At 49.7% G+C, this 22,511-nt stretch carries 18 protein-coding genes and 1 tRNA gene; 6 read left to right on the top strand and 13 right to left on the bottom strand.

The genetic code is table 11. From position 1 onward, the window contains the following. The first annotated feature begins 15 nt into the window (after positions 1-15). The gene (locus BZJ21_RS05325; RefSeq protein ID WP_077669304.1) at positions 16-2,976 is read left to right on the top strand and encodes a bifunctional diguanylate cyclase/phosphodiesterase; all 2,961 of its coding nucleotides are present in this window, start codon (positions 16-18) and stop codon (positions 2,974-2,976) included. Between the two features lie 111 nt (positions 2,977-3,087). Beyond that, on the top strand, positions 3,088-5,166 hold the full coding sequence (locus tag BZJ21_RS05320; RefSeq protein ID WP_077669303.1) for an alpha-amylase: 2,079 nt from the start codon (positions 3,088-3,090) through the stop codon (positions 5,164-5,166). 87 nt (positions 5,167-5,253) lie between these two features. On the opposite strand, the gene BZJ21_RS05315 is transcribed toward BZJ21_RS05320, so the two are convergent. The 3 genes from BZJ21_RS05315 to BZJ21_RS05305 all read right to left on the bottom strand — a co-directional run bounded on the left by BZJ21_RS05315 (position 5,254) and on the right by BZJ21_RS05305 (position 7,573). Further along, positions 5,254-5,330: transfer RNA gene (locus BZJ21_RS05315), tRNA-Pro, on the bottom strand. Positions 5,331-5,434: 104 nt separating this feature from the next. Continuing rightward, positions 5,435-7,315, bottom strand: a complete 1,881-nt coding sequence (locus BZJ21_RS05310) for a DUF3413 domain-containing protein (RefSeq protein ID WP_077669302.1) — start codon at positions 7,313-7,315, stop codon at positions 5,435-5,437. Positions 7,316-7,354: 39 nt separating this feature from the next. Then, entirely contained in the window at positions 7,355-7,573 is a 219-nt protein-coding gene (locus BZJ21_RS05305; protein WP_021022298.1) for a YejL family protein, read from the bottom strand. 77 nt (positions 7,574-7,650) lie between these two features. Between BZJ21_RS05305 and yejK the strand changes: the two genes are divergently transcribed. Further along, positions 7,651-8,670 carry a nucleoid-associated protein YejK gene (yejK, locus tag BZJ21_RS05300; protein ID WP_077669301.1) on the top strand — a complete coding sequence of 340 codons (1,020 nt, stop codon included), beginning with the start codon at positions 7,651-7,653 and terminating at the stop codon, positions 8,668-8,670. Between the two features lie 56 nt (positions 8,671-8,726). On the opposite strand, the gene nhaC is transcribed toward yejK, so the two are convergent. Continuing rightward, positions 8,727-10,169: a Na+/H+ antiporter NhaC gene (nhaC, locus tag BZJ21_RS05295; protein WP_077669300.1), complete on the bottom strand. Its 1,443-nt coding sequence runs from the start codon at positions 10,167-10,169 to the stop codon at positions 8,727-8,729. 563 nt (positions 10,170-10,732) lie between these two features. Between nhaC and asd the strand changes: the two genes are divergently transcribed. Continuing rightward, a complete protein-coding gene (gene asd, locus BZJ21_RS05290) occupies positions 10,733-11,857 on the top strand; it encodes an aspartate-semialdehyde dehydrogenase (RefSeq protein ID WP_021022301.1) in 1,125 nt (374 codons plus the stop codon). A gap of 229 nt (positions 11,858-12,086) precedes the next feature. Here asd and sodB read toward each other — a convergent pair whose 3' ends face one another. After that, positions 12,087-12,671, bottom strand: coding sequence for a superoxide dismutase [Fe] (gene sodB / locus BZJ21_RS05285; protein ID WP_021022302.1), 585 nt, complete (start codon positions 12,669-12,671; stop codon positions 12,087-12,089). 302 nt (positions 12,672-12,973) lie between these two features. Here sodB and grxD point away from each other — a divergent pair, with 302 nt between their 5' ends. Then, positions 12,974-13,312: a Grx4 family monothiol glutaredoxin gene (gene grxD / locus BZJ21_RS05280; protein WP_021022303.1), complete on the top strand. Its 339-nt coding sequence runs from the start codon at positions 12,974-12,976 to the stop codon at positions 13,310-13,312. A gap of 126 nt (positions 13,313-13,438) precedes the next feature. On the opposite strand, the gene BZJ21_RS05275 is transcribed toward grxD, so the two are convergent. The 3 genes from BZJ21_RS05275 to rnt form a co-directional block, all read right to left on the bottom strand. Then, the gene (locus BZJ21_RS05275; protein ID WP_021022304.1) at positions 13,439-14,761 is read right to left on the bottom strand and encodes a Na+/H+ antiporter family protein; all 1,323 of its coding nucleotides are present in this window, start codon (positions 14,759-14,761) and stop codon (positions 13,439-13,441) included. Between the two features lie 362 nt (positions 14,762-15,123). Next, positions 15,124-16,431, bottom strand: coding sequence for a porin (locus BZJ21_RS05270; RefSeq protein WP_077669299.1), 1,308 nt, complete (start codon positions 16,429-16,431; stop codon positions 15,124-15,126). 436 nt (positions 16,432-16,867) lie between these two features. Next, positions 16,868-17,536 (bottom strand): ribonuclease T, encoded by a 669-nt coding sequence (rnt, locus tag BZJ21_RS05265; protein WP_021022306.1) that lies wholly within the window; start codon positions 17,534-17,536, stop codon positions 16,868-16,870. A 213-nt stretch (positions 17,537-17,749) separates the two neighbouring features. On the opposite strand from rnt, the gene motY reads away from it, so the two are divergent. After that, positions 17,750-18,661, top strand: a complete 912-nt coding sequence (motY, locus tag BZJ21_RS05260) for a flagellar protein MotY (RefSeq protein ID WP_021022307.1) — start codon at positions 17,750-17,752, stop codon at positions 18,659-18,661. Between the two features lie 186 nt (positions 18,662-18,847). On the opposite strand, the gene gloA is transcribed toward motY, so the two are convergent. From gloA to rsxD, 5 genes are read right to left on the bottom strand one after another with little or no spacing between them, the layout of a single operon-like run. Then, complete coding sequence (gloA, locus tag BZJ21_RS05255; protein ID WP_021022308.1) at positions 18,848-19,264, bottom strand: lactoylglutathione lyase; 417 nt, start codon at positions 19,262-19,264, stop codon at positions 18,848-18,850. A 44-nt stretch (positions 19,265-19,308) separates the two neighbouring features. Next, positions 19,309-19,950 (bottom strand): endonuclease III, encoded by a 642-nt coding sequence (nth, locus tag BZJ21_RS05250; protein ID WP_021022309.1) that lies wholly within the window; start codon positions 19,948-19,950, stop codon positions 19,309-19,311. Positions 19,951-19,962: 12 nt separating this feature from the next. Next, positions 19,963-20,661, bottom strand: a complete 699-nt coding sequence (locus tag BZJ21_RS05245; RefSeq protein WP_021022310.1) for an electron transport complex subunit E — start codon at positions 20,659-20,661, stop codon at positions 19,963-19,965. After that, positions 20,658-21,296 (bottom strand): electron transport complex subunit RsxG, encoded by a 639-nt coding sequence (gene rsxG, locus BZJ21_RS05240; RefSeq protein WP_077669298.1) that lies wholly within the window; start codon positions 21,294-21,296, stop codon positions 20,658-20,660. Before rsxG ends, BZJ21_RS05245 begins: the two co-directional genes overlap by 4 nt. After that, positions 21,293-22,372, bottom strand: coding sequence for an electron transport complex subunit RsxD (rsxD, locus tag BZJ21_RS05235; RefSeq protein WP_077460383.1), 1,080 nt, complete (start codon positions 22,370-22,372; stop codon positions 21,293-21,295). The genes rsxG and rsxD overlap by 4 nt, the downstream gene beginning before the upstream one ends. Positions 22,373-22,511 lie beyond the last annotated feature (139 nt).

Here is a 22,511-nt window from a genome sequence, read left to right as displayed (position 1 = left end):
AGGTTGTACCAGGTCATGCAGCAAGCTGTTCCATCGGCACTTGATAAAGTCGCCCGCCGCTCGGCGCGAGTCGGATTCATTTATAATGTGGTTATCTCCGTGATGGTTTTCATGTTTGCGGTGGCTTCCGTGGAGTTTTGGCTATATCAACAAGCCCATGACCAAGAAGTAAAAGACGTTCGTAACGCCTTGTTGGCCTACCGCTCCCGGATTGAGCTTAAAGTGACGCAGAATGTCGATTTAAGTCATGGACTGACCACCTATATCAGCTTAAATCCAGATCTGACGCAAGACCAATTTTCCCGCTTTGCCAGCCAGTTAAAAGCCAAATCTCCTCATATCCTCAATTTTGGTGCCGCGCGTAATTGGGTGATCAGCCATGTGTATCCTGAGAACCTAAAATCATCGTTAGTCGGGACGCGTTACCATGATGTGCCTGAGCAATTAGCCAGTGTACGTGCGGCGTATGCCTCCAGTGAGCCCGTGATTTCAGGGCCGGTCGATCTTCTTCAAGGCGGAACCGCCTTAATTGCACGTCAATCGATCATCAATCAAAACACAGGGTTACCCTGGGGCGTGTTATCCACGGTGCTCGATATTGATAGCCTTTTCTCCGCAAGCTTTGCCGAAGGCGAGGCGTATCCAGTGCGTGTGGTGTTGCAAGAAAAATCGACCGCCGAGGGGAGGTTTACCCCCATTTTCGGTGACCCCTCGATCTTAACGCAGTCCCCTGAATCCGTCGCAGTGAGCTTGCCTTCCGGCCACTGGCGCTTATTGGGGATCCCGCAAGACGGTTGGAAAAGTTTGCACCCTCACCCCACGGTATGGGGAGTTGGCTTGATTATCTTAGGGTTTTGGCTCGGCGGATTATATGCCCGATTAAATGCTGGACGCAGCTTTGCGCAGTCGATTGGTCGCATGGTTGATGATAGTTACCGCTTTAGGAGTATCTTTAAACGCCATGATGCGGTGATGATGTTACTGGATGCCAAAAGTGGCGAAATTTTAGATGCTAATGACAGTGCCCAACGTTTTTATGGCTATGACCATGCAACGCTCACAGCGATGAGTATCAGCGAGATTAATACACAAGTCGACAGCACCCTCAAACAAAGCCTTTCACAGGCGAGACAGCGCGAGAAAAACTGCTTTATTTTTGAACATCGGCTAAAAAACGGTGAGAGTCGCCAGGTCGAGGTTCATTCATCCCCGATCACCGTTGGTAACGCCCGCCTGCTGTTCTCGGTTATCCACGATGTATCTGAACGGTTAGAGGTTGAACGTAAATTGATGCTCAATGCGAAAATCTTTGAGCAATCGAGCGAAGGGGTGCTGATCACGGATGCGCAAGGTGCTATCGTCGCCGTCAATGGTGGCTTCAGTGCGATCACCGGGTATCAAGAACAAGATGTCGTCGGCGCAATGCCATCCATTCTGAATTCGGGCCGTCATGACGCACATTTTTTCGCCGAAATGTGGCAGCAGATACATCAAGAGGGACATTGGAAAGGCGAAATCTGGAATCGCCGCAAAGATGGTATCGTGTATCCACAGCTTCTCTCGATCAGTGTAGTAAAAGATGACGCCGGTGACGTGGTGAATTATATCGGTGTTTTCTCTGATATCACCCAGCTTAAAGACTCAGAAAAAAAACTGATTGATTTGGCCCACAATGACTCGCTAACCGGATTACCGAATCGCCTGCTGCTTACGTCGCGCATTCGTCAAGCGATGAATAGGCAAACGGTCCAGCGTAACCAGCTGGCGTTGATGTTTCTCGATCTTGACCAGTTTAAGTTCGTCAATGATAGCCATGGCCATACCGTCGGTGATGAACTCCTTAAATTAGTCAGTCAGCGCTTAGAGGGTCTGTTAGAGGAGGGCGATACCTTAGCCCGTCTCGGTGGCGATGAATTTGTGATCCTACGGGTGATTCATGCTGATGATAATGCCTGTATTCGCTTATCTGAAGATGTGATCCATGCCATGAATCGCCTGTTTATGCTCAAAGGTGGGATCGACGCTCAAATCGGTGTCAGTATCGGCATTGCCCAATATCCAGAGAATACCGCGAGTACTGATGATCTGCTGACCTTTGCCGATTCGGCGATGTATCACGCGAAAAAATCGGGGCGAAACACCTATGCGTTTTACAATGATGCGTTGACGGTAGAAGCGAATCACAAGTTACGTTTGGCGGTCGAGCTACGTCAGTGTGTGCAAAATGAAGAGTTAGAATTATATTACCAACCCCAGGTCGATCTGGTGACCGGCGATATTATTGGCGTCGAGGCGTTATTGCGTTGGCATCACCCAGAGCGGGGGCTGTTATCACCGTTTCACTTTATTGATGTCGCCGAAGAGCGCTCGATTATCCACGATATCACGCAGTGGGTGGTTGAGACTGGATGTCAGCAATTAAAAGTCTGGCAGGATACGGGCCTCAACGTGTCTATGGCGGTGAATATCTCGCCGCGCAACCTTGCCGACGTGGCCTTTACGCAAGTGGTGTTTGAGGCCTTGGACCGCACCGGCGCCGATCCGCGCTTTTTAGAGTTAGAAATTACCGAAAATACCTTGATAGAAAACCAAGCCAACGCGTTAAAAGTGCTGGAGCAATTACGTGATAAAGGGGTTGGGATTGCGATCGACGATTTCGGCACTGGCTATTCATCGATGGCTTATCTCAAGCGCTACCCCATTTCAAAATTAAAAATTGATCGTCATTTCATTAAAGACATACAAAGCCAATCACCCGATGAACAAGAAGTGGCAATTGTGTCGGCTATGATTGCCATGGCCGATAGCCTTGGGATGGGGGTCGTTGCTGAGGGCATTGAGACCTTGCATCAACAGGCGATTTTGCATGAATTGGGCTGCACCTTTGGTCAAGGGTTTCTCTATCGCCGTCCTATTCCCGCCGTGGAGATGAGCGAATTGTTAGGCCTGGATCCGGAGGGAGAGTGCGGCGCGTAATCGGCTCCTCCTCTAACTGTCATCGCTCACAGTTTTAGGGCGCAGAGGCAGGAATGATGTCAATGCCTTGCTGTTTTTTTACTCTGATAGAAAATGGCAAGGAGCACAATCATGACTTTTTTCTTTCCTCGACAGCGGCTGGCCATCGCGGTAGCGGCCTCGTTGACTATGGCAGCGTCGTTTTCCACTGCGGCGGCCCCGCATATCACGGTAACCACAGCAACGACACAGTCTGACCGACCGCTTGATCCCAACGCCCCAGCGGTCTTCTCGTTAGGTAAGAACACCTACCAAATCAGTGTGGAAGGGATAGCAGGTGACTGTCAGGCCGCGTCTCCCGAGAACGCGAAATTTAATACGCCTATTCCGCTTTCTTGCCAAGATCAGACAAACTTTGAACTTACCGTGCGTTTTGCTGGGGATTATGGGTTTTATTATCAGCCAGAGACGCAAACAATCCGCGTTAAACGTGAACCGAAAAAGACCGCATCAAGGTTTAAACGCCCGTTGCCCGATGTCCAGTGTCACCGCTATCAAGGTGGGCCGGTCACCCTCTCTTTGGGAGAGAGTTTTGCCGATGGCACGCAATTAAAAGAGGCGCTCAGTGGGCAGGTTGTCACGGTGAAAAATCACAGCGTGACGCTCACCCCGGCCTCTGAAAGTGGCGGGTTGGTGTTGCTCGCCCCGGTTACAGCACCAGAGCCAGATTTTACCTATCGCAATGCAAACATTTATTTTGTCATGGTGGACCGATTCAGCAATGGCGATCCGAGTAATGATCACAGCTATGGGCGGCGTCAGGATAAAGCGCAAAACATTGGTACCTTTCATGGCGGAGATCTACAAGGCGTGATCGACAAATTGGATTATATCCAAGCGCTCGGCACCGATGTAATCTGGTTATCGCCGATCGTAGAGCAGGTTCCCGGGTTTGTCGGTGGTGGCAGTCAAGGGGACTTTCCGTTTTATGCCTACCACGGCTATTGGTCGCGTGACTTTACCCAAGTAGACAACAACTTTGGTGATGATGCCACACTAAAAAAATTGGTCGACGAAGCGCATCAACGCGGACTAAAGGTGTTTCTGGACGCAGTCGTCAATCACCCAGGTTACGCAACGCTCGCGGATTTACAGCAAGACGGGATTGAGGTAGTCAATGACACTGAATTACCGGCGCAATGGCAAAATTGGCAGCCCGGTGACGGACAAAGCTGGCATGACTTTCATGATGCGATTGATTATAAGAGCACGAATTGGCAGCAGTGGTGGGGAAAAGACTGGGTACGCGCAGGATTACCGGGGTACGATGAGCCTGGCAGCAGCGATAAAACGCTGACCTTAGCCGGATTGCCTGACTTTAAAACTGAATCTTCGCAACCGGTGACCCCGCCACAATGGTTGCTCAACAATCCCGGCACGCGGGTAAAGGTGCGAGACAATTACACAGTGAGTGATTACTTACTCGAATGGCAAACCCAGTGGGTTGCGCGTTTTGGTATTGATGGTTTTCGTGTTGATACCGTCAAGCATGTTGATGGTGAGGTTTGGCGAGCGTTAAAAGCACACGCCTCGGAGGCATTGAAAAGCTGGCGCGCCGCTAATAATCAAACGGGCGAGCCCTTTTGGATGATGGGAGAAGTATGGGGGCACAATGCCTACCGGAGCCCTTATTTTGACCAAGGCTTTGATGCACTGATTAACTTTGATCTGCAAAAGCGGATGGACAAAGGGGCGTATTGTTTAAGTGAAATGGAAACCACGTATCACGCGTACGCTGAGACCATGCAAACAGAAGCGGATTTCATTCCGGTTAGCTATATGTCGTCTCATGATACCGAGCTCTTTTTTAGCCGTTTTAAAGATGCCAGCATGCAGCGCGGTGCTGCCAACGCATTACTTCTGGCGCCCGGTGCGGTGCAAGTCTATTACGGTGATGAAGTTGGACGTGATTTAGGCCCTTACGGCGATGACTTTCACCAAGGAACACGCTCGGATATGGTGTGGCAGCGTAACGCCATGCAGGCGGGGTTATTAAACCATTGGCGAAAAGTGGGGCAGTTTAGGCAACGCCACCCTGCGGTAGGTGCGGGCGCGCACCAAGTGATCCCTCAACCAGGCGCGTATGTCTTTTCCCGGCAATATGGAGAAGACACCATTGTTGCCGCGTTTGTCGGGCGTCAAGCCGAATAAGTGCCCGCCGCGAACAGGATGTTTATCCTTGTTGAACGTACCATACGAAAAAGCCCGTCACTCATTGAGTGACGGGCTTATATGTGTTGGTCGGTCTGACTGGATTTGAACCAGCGACCCCTGACACCCCATGACAGTGCGCTACCAGGCTGCGCTACAGACCGACTAAGCGCTATATTACGAATCGACCTAATGACTGTCAATTGCTAAACGCGGTTGTTTCCCCGTTTTTCAATTGTTTGGCTACTTATGCGCCACTTATTGGCCATTATTGCGGCTCGTGATCCTCAGGATAATAGAAACGCTTTAATTCGTGCATCACTTGCATCAATAGTGACAACTGGGGCTTACCTTCGGGAAGTGGGGTATAGTGGCGATCATAGACTTTATAATTGCCAAATTTATCCACCACCGTGGTTTTTTGTGGCTGTATCACCACAATATCGCGACTGTCACCGGCCAACACCCATTTGCGTGATTGGCTCTCGAGTTCAAACAGATTCACACCGCTACTGTAACTGTCGGCGGGTGAGCTCACCGATAGCATCGACTCCATCAATGTCGGTGCCACATCAAGGTGACTACTGTAATGATTGATCTGCTCGGCCGGTTGATTAGGCCAGTGCATCACCATCGGTACTTGAAGCTGATAACGGCTGTAGTTTGAGTTCGACCCCCAACTATTCATCCCGGTTTCATTAAATTCCATGCCGTGGTTTGCCGTAATCATCACTACGGTATTGGCTAGCTTTCCCGAAGTCTCAAGCTGTTGAATCAGTTCGCCCAATTGCTCATCCAGATAGTGAGCGGCATTGTTATAGCTATTTTTGAGGACCAAGCCTGTTTGCTGGTCGACACCGGCCATTCCACTGTTAAGCGCCGGTTGGAAAGGTTGCGCATAGTCGCCGCCTTGCTCATATTCATTCACCGTGGCGAGCTCTAAATAACCAAACCAAGGTGTATTTGCTTGGCGCCCTTGTAGCCAGCTTTGCATCGAGGTGATCGCACTGGCATCGGCCTGCCAAGCCGGTGCCTCTGACTGTGTATCTCGGTCGAGTGCGCGACTAAAAATACTTTGATAGTAAATGGGGTTAGAAAAGTTATCGCCACTGAACAGCCCGAGTTGATAGCGACGTTGATTGAGCGTATCCATCAATACAGGACGCAAACCCTCAGTTCGCGCGCTTTGCGCATAGCTGCCCGGCAGTCCATAAAAGAAACCAAACAAACCGGCCATATCATCGTTGCTGCTACTGAAGTGATTCTTAAACCACAGATTATCGGTAGCGAAACGATGCAGGTGAGGCATAGTGACTGGGTTAAGCATATCGGCACGCAACCCTTCAACCATCACCACCAATAAGTTTGGGCGGTATTTGTTGGCATCTGACGCAAATGACAGTGGCTCCAACGGATAACGAATCACCTCGCTGGTTTCTTGGCCGCGCTGCTCGCGTAGGCGTTGATACTCTTGTCGATCGAGCAAGCCATACTTTTCCATAAAGGTTTTTGCTGTCATCGGATACGAGACAGGAAAGGTCGAACGCTGCGCCGTGACCGGGCTGTAAATAAACGCATCGGCCCATATATGGATTAAATGGCTGGCAATAAAGCAAAGAGCAAACACGCTGGCAACCGGAACACCAACGCGTTTACGGGTTAATTTACGCAGCTTACGCCACACCCACTCGGCCATGACCAGCTCTAAGATAAAGATCACCGGCCCAGCAATAAATAAATACTGCCAGTGGGCATTCATATCGGTTTTTTCGCCGCTTAAAAGCAGCTCCCACACCAAGGGATTAAGATGTAGGTGTAAGGTTTGATAGGCGTAAATATCTAGCAGCAATACCATCATTCCGACAGTCGCGACTATTACCGCAAAAAGCCGCATAAGACGCTGAGACGGGATGATAAAACTGGCTGGAAAAATGATCAGAATATAAAGCGCAAAAACCAGGAAACCGAAGTGGCCGACCCAGTTAAAGATCAAGTAGCTTTGCCCTAATAGGGTGTCTGGCCACCCAGATTGGCTGATATAGCGGGTGCCCAGCAACATAGCGGCAATGATGTTGAAAAAGCTAAACCAATGCCCCCAACTGATCAGCTGGGATACTTTGTCGCGATACGATGTTCCGCTATCAACCATACAAATTTATTCTTCTCTGATTAGATACTGCTGCAAGCGTTATTGGTTATCGATGGATGCCATTAATGCTTGGGCGAACTTCTCGGCAAATGCCTGACGTTGTGCGGCAGGAATATTGTGGTTAAGGATATTGGTGGCGACATTCCCAATCACCATCAGTGATAAATCCGTCGATGCATCGTGTTGCTCTAACACATTGACAACATCACTGATAATACGTTCCACTTGCTTATCATCATATTTTGAGGTTACAGGCATAAAATCGTCTTGTCTTCTTAAAACCAAAGCAGCGTATAATAACCCACACTTTAGTCTTACTGAAAATCTTTTCAATCATGACCCTCACGCTTTCTAACGTAATATTACATCAAATTGTCAAACAAGCTGATGATTCGCTTAATGTTCAGCTTCGCGACGGACCATTACCGCTCAACGAACAAACCGAAAATCTGATGGCCGATGTACATCGGGTTTATCATGCAAAAGCAGGCAAAGGGTTTGCGTTGTTCGACACCGAGAGTGAATTCCAGCAATGGTTAAAGGCTTACCGCGCTAACGAACTGGACTTTCGAGCCTTTTCTGAACGTGCCGTTGAACGTCTGCGCGCTGAGCTCGCGAAATACCCATTTGCCGATAGTGGCACCTTGGTGATGGCGCATTATCGTGCCTTAGCCACTGACTACGTATTTATTGGTGTGGTGGAATCAAAGCACAGTTTACGTGTCACGGACGAGCTTGACGTTAACGCCACCGAATACCTAGATGTCAGCAAAATGGATATCGCGGCACGGATTGATTTGTCTACCTGGGAGACGGATCCGGCATCAAATCGTTACTTGTCGTTTATCAAAGGGCGAGTTGGGCGCAAAGTTGCAGACTTCTTCCTTGATTTTTTGCAAGCGGAAGTGGGCATGGACAGTAAACAGCAAAACCAAGTGCTGATGCAGGCGGTTGAGGATTACTGTGATGATGCCCGTTTAGATAAAGAAGAGAAGAACAACTACCGCAAGCAGGTGTATGACTACTGTAACGATCAGCTTAAAGCGGGTGATGAAGTGGTGGTCAAAGAGCTCGCGGAGGAATTGCCAGCGACCCCCGAAGGAACGGACTTTTATCAATACACCAACCAGCAAGGCTATGAACTGGAAGCGCAGTTTCCTGCCGACCGCACCACCATGCGCAAGTTAACTAAATTTGTCGGATCGGGGGGTGGCTTATCGGTCAACTTTGATGCCATGTTGATGGGGGAGCGCGTGTTCTACGATCCAGACACAGACACCCTTACCATAAAAGGGACGCCCCCAAATTTGCGTGACCAACTACAACGCCGTTTATCCAGTCGAGACGATGAATAAAAAAAGCGGGACACGGCTAACGTGTCCCGCTTTTTTTTAAGCGCTTTTATTGCTCGTTAGGCACGCTCTGGCGTAGACGCTATTGCGGTTGTATCTTCTTGCGCTTGCGCGGCCTGGTTTGGCTCAACCTTATCGACAAACCAACCGAAGTAGCTGGTCACGATGGTGACGGCAATACACACAAAGCTTAACCACATGAAAGGTGCATAAGACAAGGTGGCGACACCAAGAATACTGGCCATATAAATACCGTTATCACTCCATGGCACCATGCCTGAGGTTAACGTGCCACCAAATTCAGCGTTACGAGACAAGTTTTTACGTTGATAACCCAGTCTGTCGTAGTTTTTGGCACAGATTTTAGGGGTTAAGATCAGCGACACATACATGGCCGAGCCGAATACGTTCCCCATAAAGGCGGTGCCGATGGTGGAGGTTGCCAAGCTACCTGCACTGTTAACGCGACGCTCAAACAAGCTGGCAATGGTATGCAAGACCCCGACTTTTTCGAGTAAGCCACCAAAACCCAGACCAAACACAATCACAGCCACGGAACCGAGCATTGAAGACATGCCACCGCGGTTGAGAATGGCATCGATAAAGTCGACACCCGATGAGATAGAAAACGGCGCCCACGCGGTATTAATGGCGTTCACGGGGGTCATATCTTGCAGCATTACGGCCCAAACCACACCCAGTAATGAACCAAAACTAATGACCGGGAAAGACGGTAATCGCATTGCCAGCAGCGCGAGGACAATCAGCACCGGCACAAAGGATAGTGGTGAAATCACAAACTGATCTTGCATCGCTTGCTTCACCATCTCTACTTGGCTCATATCCACATTGCCTGCGTAGTGCCAGCCAATCAGAGTAAACAGAATACCGGTAATGATGTAACTGATCAGTGCAATCGGCAGCATGCCTTTAATATGCTCAACGATTTCGACGCCAGACATTGACGAGGCAAGGATCACTGAATCAGACAATGGCGACATTTTATCACCAAAGTAGCACCCTGAAAGAACGGCACCTGCCGTCATTGGGGCAGGGATCCCAAGGCCTTGACCAATCCCCATCATGGCAATACCCGCGGTTCCGGCAGCCCCCCAAGAGGTGCCCGTCGCTAAAGCGGTTAACGAGCAAATCAACATGGTCGCTAAAAGGAAGATAGAAGGGTGGATAGCTTTAAGACCATAGTAAATAATAGTGGGGACGATCCCGCCTGCAATCCAGGTACCTACCAATGCGCCAACCGATAGAAGTATTAAAACGGCGCCTAAGCCGTTAGAAATTCCTTTCGTGGCAGCACTTTCAAGATCTTTGTATTGATGGCCAAGTTTTAACCCCAATCCCATAATCACAAACCAGCCGATAAATAAGGCCAGTTGAATGGGGAGGTCTAATTTGGCGGTAAACGAAAACGCGAGCGCCAAAAAGGCGCCAAGTGCTAATACCACCTGAATGATGGAGGGTAATCGAGCTTGCTGTGTTGTCATAACTTAACCTTCTTCACGTCGCTTGCTGGGTAACCGGTCGCTTGCGGGTTACCGATAGCGTTGAGCGAGTCAATATCATTATCGGAAGGTGGATCGTCTGTGATTGCGCGACTACTCCCTGCGCGATTTAGCGATGCCTTAAGCAACAACCAAACTCACATCACTGTCCTTGTTTCAGTATCCTTTGTTCCATTTGTGAGGGGCCCTACTCTAGCTAACAGAGTAAAGTGATGGGAAACATTTTTGTCGCTTATGTGAGTCGCGCGCGAATTAAGTTACATCCTGACATAATTAGTTAATATATGGTTATTTTAAGGGTGTTTAAATGTTTCAATATTTTGTTTTGTCTGTGTTTTTCAGTTTGTTTTTTAGACGCCTGTACGTTAAATCAAGTTAGACATAGGTGACGGAAACTTGAAAATGAGGTCATTTAATAAGCAGGCAGAGGCGTTAACCTGACGACCGTGATAAGACGTGTTAGTATCAAAAACGTTTTTTCACTGACTGTCAGGCAACCATATGCTGTTGTTAACGGCGGTCACACAACATGGAGTGTGAAAATTATGATGCGAGTAGGTTTAGTTGGCTGGCGCGGCATGGTGGGATCGGTGCTGATGCAGCGCATGGTAGAAGAAAAAGACTTCGACCATATCGAACCTGTGTTTTTTAGCACCTCACAAGTCGGGATTGCAGCGCCGAATTACGGGAAAGATGCAGGCATGTTACAAGATGCCTATGACATTGAAACGCTCAAAACCCTCGATGCTATTATCACCTGCCAAGGCGGCGATTACACCAACGATGTTTACGCAAAACTGCGTGAATCAGGTTGGAAAGGCTATTGGATTGATGCAGCGTCATCATTACGAATGGCAGATGATAGTATCATCACCTTGGATCCGATTAACTTCAAACACATCCAAGCGGGGATCCATAACGACACGCGCACGTTCGTCGGCGGTAACTGTACGGTTAGCTTGATGCTGATGGGCTTAGGCGGTTTGTATCAAAACGGTCTGGTTGAGTGGATGACCGCGCAAACGTACCAAGCGGCGTCTGGCTCAGGCGCAAAACACATGCGCGAGCTGATCAGCCAAATGGGTGTCATTAATGATTCAGTGAACACTGACTTAGCAAGCCCTGCAACATCTATTCTAGATATTGACCGCAAAGTGGCTCAAACCCTACGCTCGAGCGATTTTCCTAGCGAGCAGTTTGGTGCGCCACTCGCAGGCTCATTGATCCCTTGGATTGACGTCAAGCGTGACAACGGCCAAAGCAAGGAAGAGTGGAAAGCTTCGGTTGAAACCAACAAGATCCTAGGGTTACAAAACAATCCGATTCCTATTGACGGGACTTGTGTCCGTGTGGGAGCCATGCGCTGTCACAGCCAGGCGCTGACCATTAAGCTGAAAAAAGCGGTGCCGATGGATGAGATTGAAGACATGATTGCGTCGCACAATGACTGGGTCAGCGTGGTGCCTAACGAGCGTGACGTGACCATGACGGATCTGAGCCCAGCAAAAGTGACAGGCACCATGTCTGTGCCAGTGGGTCGTCTCCGTAAACTGGCGATGGGGGATGATTTCCTTAATGCCTTTACTGTGGGTGATCAGCTGTTATGGGGAGCGGCAGAGCCGCTACGCCGCACGCTGCGGATTATCTTGTCAGAAAAAGAACAAGATTAATTCTCTTGGATTTATCAAGCTCCGTTAAGCCGTCAACCTAGTTGGCGGTTTTTTTTTGCCCAAAATGCGAGTTTGCAAAGCGTATCAGGCATAAAAAAAGGAGGCGATAAACGCCTCCTAGTGATTGGTAAGCCTGGGTTTACAAGCGCCTAGGTTTGCAAGAACCTAGGTTTACAAGAGCCAGGGCTTGCAACAGACCTTTTTCGCGCTCGGTCTGTTGGCGATTGGTTTAGCCTGCGAAGTTTTTCGCGACGAAGTCCCAGTTAACCAGTTTCCAGAATGCAGCGAGGTAATCTGGACGCACGTTACGATAATCGATGTAGTACGCGTGTTCCCAAACGTCGACAGTCAACAATGGCGTTTCACCATCGTGAGTCACGGGTGTTTCGGCATTCGAGGTGTTGACGATTGCAACCGACCCGTCTGCTTTTTTCACCAACCAAGTCCAGCCTGAGCCGAAGTTAGTCACAGCAGCATTGGTGAACTGAGTTTTAAACTCGTCAAACGAACCAAATGCTTTGGTGATCGCGTCTGCAACGTCACCTGTTGGCTCACCGCCGCCATTTGGGCTTAGGCAGTGCCAGTAGAAGGTGTGGTTCCACACTTGGGCCGCATTATTGAACACGCCACCTGACGAGGTCTTGATAATATCTTCGAGTGATTTACCTTCGAAATCTGTGCCTTCGATCAAACCGTTCAACTTCACCACATAGGTGTTGTGGTGCTTGTCGTAGTGGTAGTCGAGTGTTTCTTTTGAGATATGTGGTTCTAGTGCGTCTTTTGCGAAAGGTAATTCAGGTAGTTGGAATGACATTGCTATATATCTCCGTTTTTATCGTGAGAGTGCTTCCTGTAGTCGATCACTGACAGTGCAGGGGCAAATACGAATGACTGACAACGGATGATCACTGACTACCCATTGCCGTTATCGCCACCTAACCATCGAGTGTGACTACTATTTTCGTTTTGCTAAGTCTAGTTTAGCAAGTTTTTACTTTATTAAAAGGATCGCAGCAAAATTTTTACGCTTAATCCCACAAAACATTTAGGCATTTTTTTCCAGCCTGTTAACCAGTAGAATCAAAATAAGATTCACAGACAGTGTTCGAGGAAGCAATGGAAACAATGGACAAAATTAAGCAGCAAATCGAAGAAAACGCGATTCTGCTATACATGAAAGGGTCGCCGAAACTACCAAGCTGTGGTTTTTCGTCACAAGCCTCTCAAGCGCTGATGTCGTGTGGCGAGAAGTTTGCTTACGTGGATGTGTTGCAAAACCCAGAGATCCGCGCAGAGCTACCTGTTTACGCACAGTGGCCAACATTCCCACAGTTGTGGGTTGACGGAGAGCTGGTTGGCGGGTGTGACATCATCTTGGAAATGTTCCAAAAAGGTGAGTTACAGCCACTGGTCAAAGAAGCGGCCGCGCGTCGTGATGCGAGTGAAAACGAGTAATTGTTCGCGTTTATCCGGCTCTCGCCGTATCACTGAAACGAGCCGTATCAGGAAAAAAGCCACGTTATAAAACGTGGCTTTTTTCTTGTCTATACCGCCTTTTTACTCACATAGCGCGTTTACGCCCTAGAGCATCATCGCGGCTAACCAGCCGAAGGCAATTAATGGCAGGTTATAGTGGATAAAGGTGGGGACCACGGTATCCCAAATGTGTTCATGTTGGCCATCGGCGTTCAGGCCCGACGTTGGACCCAAAGTAGAATCCGAAGCGGGTGAGCCAGCATCGCCCAGGGCGGCGGCCGTTCCCACCAAGGCAATGGTTGCCATCGGCGAGAAGCCAAACGCCAGTGAGAGTGGCACATAAATGGTAGCGATAATCGGAATGGTCGAGAACGACGAGCCGATCCCCATGGTCACTAGTAAACCGACAATCAACATCAAAAACGCCGCGAGCGGTTTGTTATCGCCAATCGAGCCTGACAAAGAAGCGACTAAGGACTCCACACCACCCGTTGCTTTCATTACCGCGGCAAACCCAGCGGCGGTGATCATAATAAAGCCGATCATCGCCATCATGTGTACCCCTTTGGTAAACACATCCTGGGTGTCTTTCCAACGGATCACGCCGCCAAAGGTAAACACCATAAAGCCGGCCAATGCGCCGACAATCATCGACCCTGCCATCAGCTGCACGCTTAACGCCGCGACAATCGCAATGCCTGCAACCCACAGGTTACGGGGGCTAATGGCGTGGTTTTCCGGCTCAGCAGTGAGGACGTCCCCTTCACTGTATTGGCGTGGCTGGCGATAGCTGATAAAGGTTGCGATCAGCAAGCCTACTACCATCCCGGCTGCCGGTAATAACATTGCCGTCGGCACCTGGCTGGCGACCACGTTTAGGCCATTGTCATTGAGGTTTTTCAGCAAAATATTATTCAAAAAGATGCCGCCAAAGCCGACCGGCAACACCATATACGGCATGATCAAACCAAAGGTCAGCACACAGGCAACCAGGCGACGATCGAGCTTTAAGCGTTGGAACACATGCAATAAAGGTGGGATCACAATAGGAATAAAAGCGATGTGGACCGGAATCGCGTTTTGCGACGAAATAGCCAAAAGGCCTAATAAGACCAAGACCACATATTTAAAGGTGGCGGTATTGGCATCGGTTGGGCGCGCGTTAAGCTTGCGGATCACCGAGTGCGCGAGAACATCGGTGATCCCTGAACGGCTAATTGCGACCGCAAAGGTACCGAGCATCGCATAACTGAGCGCAATAGTGGCACCACCGCCAAGGCCGCCTTCAAAGGCACTGATGGTCTCGGAAATACTGAGCCCACCGACCAGGCCACCAAGGACAGCACTAAAGGTGAGTGCGACGACGACATTGACGCGCATAAGGGCCAGTGCCAGCATGACACAGACTGAAATGACTACCGGGTTCATGGAAACGTTCCTGTTATAGGGGTTATCACTGCAGCATTGCCGCAGGGGTTATCTATGATTTTGTAATTAAGCTACCCAGTTTGCGCAAAATTTTGTCTGTGTCGAGGGGAAATCGTTTTTTTTTGGTTACTTTCTTTCATGCTTGTCAGCGTTGCTGAAATTCGCGACCAGCAAAGTAGGCAAATAGGGCGCGGCGCCGCCCCCAGGGATGGGTTCACGGCATGTCTGTGTACGGGGCTTGGTTGCGTTATTCCATCATAGCGGCCAGCCATCGCTTCTAATGTCATTCAGGGCGGGATACTAGATCGAAAAAAGCCGGCCTATGTAGGCCGGCTTGTTGGGTGATGGCTAGGTAGCAGTATTTAGAACAAGTAGTTCAGCTGCAAACCGTAGATGTAAGCATCGCCACCAGCTGAGAAACTAGTGGTAGTATCTACAGGAACGGACGAACTTTCAGTGAGCTTTTCTTGCCCACCGACTTGATCACCATCGAGGAAGGCAAAGCCGGCATCAATCGACAGGTTGTCATTGGCAGTATAGGTGGCACCCAGGCTCCACCAGTGACGGTCAGAATCTGGAATGCTTAGTGTGCGTTTTTCTGCTGATACCGGGCTTTCATCATAGGCATAGCCGGCACGGAAGGCCCAATGATCGTCCATGGTGTAAGTCGCACCTAGCGCATAACGCCAGCTGTTATCCCACCCTTCTTCTTTTTCGAAGCAGGTGTTATTGGTACATTGAGAGCCGGTTGCCTTAAGCTCTTCAAAGCTATCCCAGCCGGTGTACATGGCGCTGTAATGGACAGCGAATTGTTGATTTAGCTGATGGAAGCCGGAGAATTCGAGGATGTCTGGTAGGTTCAATTCTAACTCACCGTCGACGGTTGCCGGATTTCCTGTTTTAAGCTTATTTCCTGTGCCGTCCGTATATTTACCATCCAGGGTGACATCGGTTTGAGAACGATAGGTGAGACCAAAACGGTTGTTTTCATCTAATTCCCAAAGGGTGCCTAGATTCCAGCCAAAACCCCAACCATCGCCGGTTAATTTTGCTGCCTGATCTGTGGGCTCACCTCCAGGTCCTGGTGGAGATGGAATATTTGCTAACGCCCCTTTCTGACGTTTTAGCTCAGCATCCGCGTAAATGGCACTGATACCGGCACCAATACTCCACTGATCGTTAAGCTTATAAGCAATATTGGGATTAAAGTTCATGGTCACCAGTTCGGTAGAACCAGCGATTGACCCCGCGTAAAAGTCTTTTGGATAATCAGTCGATAAGCCAAAATTAGAAAAAGCAGAGAAGCCCACCGCTAATTTGTCATCAATCGGCTGGATGATATGAATATTAGGCACGTATTCAGTAGGAGCAATATCTTTGGCACTCGTACTGGTTGAGCCTTGAGGTAAGGCTCCTGGAGTAGCATCCGCATGCACATCCGGGTCAATGATACTTAAGCCGCCCGAGAATGCGGTGGTGTTAAAACGGGTTAGGGCAGCCGCGTTGCGTGCGCCGACGGCGGCATTGTCTGCGATAGCGGCTTCACCGGCAAAAGCACGCCCCAAACCGGATACCGAGGTTTCTGATACTTGGAAGCCGGCACTGTGTGCTTGTACGGCTAACAAAGATAAACTGGTTGCCACTAGCGATTTCTTAAATAGTGATGACATAACGCGCCTCACTCCTATGTTAATTAAGCTTCTTGTTCTTTGGGGCCGCCGCTTCAAAGCCCATCTTACGTGGGCGAGAGAAGTGGTCGGATGTTCTACAGGTTCAATACTGGCACCAATTTCGCGTTTGTTAAAGGTTGGTTTCAAAACGGATGCCGCACGATGTCACCTGGTTGGGCTGATAATGTTTCTATCGATTGTTTTAAGTAAATACTCTAAAGCGTTTATTACTCATCTCAGCCCGTGTTTGGCGTAATATGGATAAATTAATTCTGTCGCTCACTCCTTATGTGCCTGTTTAATCGTGGTTAATATGCTGGCTAAATAGAGGCCAAAATAAGATCACAAAAATGTGACAACAAACAAGTTGTTAACAATTGAATCATGCATTTATTGCTGCAACGGATAACCGTGGGTCGGCTCACGCGCTGGGGTTTTATTCGGGCGTCTCTTCTTGCGCGTCAGGCGCAGAGGGCAAAGGCCAGCCGCCTAGGCGCTTCCAACGATTAACAATTTCACAAAATAGCTCGGCCGTACGCTCGGTATCGTAAAGGGCGCTATGGGCTTCTTTGTTATCAAAAGCAATATCAGCGGTTTTACAGGCTTTAGCCAGCACGGTTTGCCCGAGAGCCAAGCCGCTTAAAGCCGCCGTGTCAAAGGTGGCAAAAGGGTGGAAGGGGTTACGCTTTAGTTTCGCGCGCTCGGCGGCGGCCATCACAAAGCTGTGATCAAAATTGGCATTGTGGGCGACCATAATGGTGCGCTGGCACTCTGCCGCTTTTTGCTCTTTACGGATCAGTTTAAAAATCTCTTTTAAGGCCTCGCCCTCATCAACCGCGCCGCGCAAGGGGCTATAGGGATCACGAATGCCGGTAAATTCAAGGGCCGCTGGCTCTAAGTTGGCGCCTTCAAAAGGCGTGACATTAAAATGCAATGTTTTATCCGGAGCGAGCCAGCCTTGCTCATCCATTTTTAAGGTTACCGCGCAAATTTCGAGTAATGCATCGGTGTTGGCGTTAAACCCGGCTGTCTCCACATCAACAACAACGGGAAAGTAACCACGGAATCGGGCCTTAAGGCTGTTTAGATCGCTTTCTTGGCTCATGCAATGTCACTTTACTTACAATAATCAGAGCATGATTATCGCAAATCCGGACGATAAGCTAAAGTCACCATCTTGCCGGTCGATATCTTTATCGTTACTCTTGTTGGTTAAACCGTCTCTCACTGCTGGGTGCATCCTCTTTAGGTGTGCAAATATGCCACTCCAAGGATCATAAAGCCTGTGCAGAGCCTCATGCGAAGTTCGGAGTCCAGAATGGCGTCTCGCCTTTTTAAGCCATGCCTGATTAATAATGTGTTGCCGGGCGCGCTGGCCCTCACCGTGGGTCTATTGAGTGCGGGTAATGTTTATGCAAACAAGCAATATGTCGCATCGCTTGGCGAGTCGAACTGGGCGGTGACCATAGATACACCGATCGAGTGCCGCCTGCAGCATAATATCCCTGGATACGGGCTCGCGTCGTTTACCTCGCGCGCCAGCAAAGACATGAATGTAGATTTCGAGTTGGAGATGCAGCGTCCTATGGGTGAGACAGCGCCGGTATCTTTGCTATCCATGCCTGCCGATTGGATGCCCGGTGAACCGGCCCGATACATGGACCAGCTTAAGTTTTTCCAACAGTTTGATGGTTATGTCGGCGGCCAAACGGCCTGGTCGATGTTGAGCGAATTGGAAGAAGGTCGCTTTCCTACCTTTAGTTTTCAAGATTGGCGGCGCCAACAGCGTCAAATCGATGTTGCCCTGTCTGCGGTGGCGTTTGGGGCACCGTACCAAGAATTTAGCCAATGCTTAAACACCTTATTGCCTTACGCGTTTGAGGACATTTCCTTTACCGTGTTGCGCTATCAAGAAAACAGCGATGAGCTCACCAAAGCGAGCCGCCAACGCTTAACCCAAATTGCCGAATTTGTCCGCTATAGCGATGATATTGATTTGGTTTTGGTCGCCACTTATTCCGATGCACGAGGCACACGCGCCGCCAATCAACAAATGTCGGAGCGGCGGGCGAAGAAATTACGTGACTACTTTACCTCTTTGGGCTTGCCTGAGGACAGGATTACCGTTGAAGCCTATGGCGAGCGCCGGCCGGTCGCCGATAACGAGGATCCCATTGGCCGAAGTAAAAACCGTCGTGTGGTGATCTCTCTGGGTAGGACCTTGTTATAAGGCACAGTCAACGTTCAGCGAGTAGGCGGACGTTCAGCCGAGGATGACAAACCAAAAGCGAACCTTAGTTCCCAGCGACAGAAATAACAAAGCCCTGCGGTTAAAGCAGGGCTTTGTTGTCTTGGCTATGTCGCTATCACTAAGGCTCACTCTGTTAAGCGAGTGAGCTTCATGAGCAGGTGTCAGTTAACCGTTTAGGCCAGCAGATGCGCTCTTGTTTTGAATAAGCTCGAGCTTATAACCATCAGGGTCAGTGACAAAAGCGATTTCAGTGCTGCCACCTTTTACTGGACCTGGCTCGCGAGTGATATTGCCGCCGGCTTGGCGAATTTGATCACAGGTGGCGTAAACATCGTCGACACCGATCGCAATATGACCAAAGGCGTTGCCGTGATCGTATTCCGATTCGCCCCAGTTATAGGTCAATTCGATCACCGCACCGTCAGACTCATCGCTGTAACCGACAAACGCCAAGCTATATTTATACTGCTCGTTTTCATTGGTGCGTAACAAACGCATACCCATTACGTCGGTGTAAAATTTCACTGCGCGATCCAGATCACCGACGCGGATCATGGTGTGTAGAATTCTGCCGTTAGACATGACGTTGCTCCTTTATTACTTGCCAGTGCTCGCCTGAAATAGCGTTAGCTGTCTGGATAGACTTTATCTTTATATTCACATAAATCTTCAATGATGCAACTGCCACAGCGGGGTTTGCGTGCCAGGCAGGTATAGCGTCCGTGCAAAATAAGCCAATGGTGCACATCGACCTTAAACGCTTTGGGCACCACCTTGTTTAGTTTCTCTTCCACGTCATTGACGTTTTTACCCATCGCAAACTTGGTGCGATTAGAGACTCGAAAAATATGGGTGTCGACCGCAATAGTGGGCCAACCAAATGCGGTATTGAGCACGACATTGGCCGTTTTACGCCCGACACCGGGTAAGGCCTCCAGCGCTTCGCGGTTTTCTGGCACCTCACCACCGTGCTGTTCGATCAGCGCACGACAGGTCTTAATCACGTTCTCGGCTTTGGAATTAAACAGGCCGATGTTTTTGATATAGGACTTCACCCCATCCACACCTAGTGCCAATAAGCCCTCTGGTGTGTTGGCCACCGGATAGAGTTTATCGGTCGCTTTATTGACACTCACATCGGTGGCCTGGGCAGACAGTAACACTGCAATCAACAACTCGAAAGGGGTAGACCAATGCAGCTCTGTTTGCGGTGTGGGATTGTTGTCCCGCAGCCGCTCTAAAATCTGTTGTCGTTTTTCTTTATTCATTTCCCTATCCCGTCACTGATTGCCGGTGATCCGCGCGCGTTCAATCACTGGTTTCTGCTCGGATTCTGTCTTACTGGCAAGATGGGTATCAATGATGTTCTTCAGAGCGATCAAAAAGCCCACCGCTAAAAATGCACCGGGTGGCAATATCGCCAATAAGAATTTGGTATCGAATTGGAAAATTTCAATCCGTAGTACCGAGGCCCAATCACCGAGTAACAGATCGGCGCCATCAAACAAGGTGCCGTTACCAATAATCTCTCGAATCGCGCCGAGTATCACCAGCGCTGCAGTCATGCCCGTTCCCATCCAAAAACCATCACTAACCGATAAGCCAACCGGGTTTTTTGAGGCAAAGGCTTCAGCGCGGCCGATAATAATGCAGTTGGTGACAATCAAGGGGATAAAGATCCCGAGTGACTGATAAAGGCCGTAAGCATAGGCATTCATCACCAATTGCACACAGGTGACCAATGAGGCGATCACCATCACGAAAATTGGGATACGCACTTCTTTAGGCACCCATTCTCGGATCACCGACACGATTAAGTTGGAACCCACTAGCACAGCCAGTGTTGCAATGCCGAGGCCCAGCGCATTGGTGACGGTGGCAGAGACTGCCAGCAGTGGACACAACCCCAGCAGCTGCACAAAGGCGGGGTTGTTGCTCCATAAGCCATTTTTCATCAGCGCTTTGTGGTCACTGTTCACGACGCACCTCCGCAATTGACAGGTTGGTTAAGCAAGGTAGCTTGTTGCTGGCTGACAAACCAGGCCGCTTTTTTTACCGCGGAAACCACCGCCCGGGGGGTAATGGTCGCACCGGTAAACTGATCGAACTGACCGCCATCTTTTTTGACCGCCCAGCGTTTATCGTCTTCACTGGTCACTGTCTTGCCGCTAAAGCTCTGTACCCAGTCCGACACACGTAAGCTCACTTTGTCTCCCAGGCCTGGGGTTTCATTGTGCTCGAGGACCCGTACGCCCAAGACTTGATGACTGGTGGCATCCATCCCGATCAGCACTTTTATCGCGCCATTGTAGCCATTGGGGGCGATGGTTTGAATGGCGACCGTGGTCACCTCATCGTTCAAGGTGCCGACATAAAAAGGTTGCGCCTCGTCAGTGCCGAGTGCGTCCGAGTTTGTCACCAAGCGGCAGCTTTGGTGAAGCGGATTATCATGGCGCGCTTTTGGGATCACTTGATTGAGCGCTTTGGATAACTGAATTTGTTGTTGCTCTTTTATCGTGTCTTCAGTCAGCGCATTGGTAACCGCCACTAATGCGGTGGATAAGAGGGCTGCGATCGCCAAGATGCCCCCATGTTTTCGTATTGTTTCAATCATGACTGTGACTTCTTCTCTGCCCGCTTATTCGCATGGCCGTAAGTTCTCGGTTTGGTGTAGTAATCAATCAAAGGCACGCATAAGTTAGCGATAATCACTGCAAACGCGACACCGTCGGGGTAGCCACCCCAAGTACGGATCAAGTACACCAACACCCCAATGAGGCCGCCGAACCACAAGCGCCCTTTGTCCGTCGTGGATGCGGAAACCGGATCGGTGGCGATGAAAAATGCCCCCAGCATGGTCGCACCAGACAACAAATGAATCAGCGGCGACGCTAATTGATCGGGCGCAATCAAGTGGCCCAACAGTGAGCTTGATAATAAGGCGGTGAGTACCGCAACCGGAATATGCCAGTTGATCACACCGCGTTGAATCAATACCAAACCACCGAGCAGATACAGCGTATTCACCCAGGCCCAGCCTTTGCCACCAACGGCAGAAAATATAGGCTGTTGCAAGGCCTCACTGACGGTTTGTCCGCCGGCTAATGCGGTTTTTATGGTGTCCAGTGGCGTGGCCATGGTCGCACCATCGACGGTCATACGGAGTTGGTTAACACTAAAACCGTCCAACGTATAGCCACTGAAAATAGCGGCTAGGGTATCACCGAAGGTTAACGCATGGGTGGCAAGGCTTTCGGGCGGTAGCCAGGTGGTCATTTGTACTGGAAATGCGATCAACAACACTACATAGCCAACCATGGCGGGATTAAACAGGTTTTGACCCAGCCCGCCATAAATATGCTTGGCAACGATGATAGAAAACGCGGTACCAATTACGATCACCCACCAAGGTGCCATCGGGGGGATCGCGACGGCCAAAAGAAATGCAGTGAGCAGCGCGCTATTGTCACGTAAATAGGCCATCACCGGGCGGCGACGTAACCGCATCACCAGTGCTTCTGTTGTCCAGGCGGTTAACACGGCGAGTGTTAGCTGGATTAATACTCCCCATCCAAAGAAATACCACTGTGCCGCGAGTCCTGGTAATGCGCACAGGAGAACGGTCAGCATAATATGGCTGGTGGAGCGCTTATTGTGGGCGTGTGGTGAACTTGCAATGAAAAACGCCACGTTGATTATTCCTTATTATCTTGTTTTTGTTGAGCGGCTTTACGCGCTTTGGCACGGGCAACGGCAGCGGCGACAGCGGCTTTTTTATCGCTGGCCTCGCCAGTGTCTGACGTTTTGTTGGCTGTTGCGGTTTGGCTTT

Origin of the sequence: Salinivibrio costicola subsp. alcaliphilus (assembly GCF_001996185.1) — a bacterium.
Classification (GTDB): Bacteria; Pseudomonadota; Gammaproteobacteria; order Enterobacterales; family Vibrionaceae; genus Salinivibrio; species Salinivibrio costicola.
Note: the sequence above shows the minus strand (reverse complement) of the source record. Positions and strands in the feature narration are given on the sequence as shown.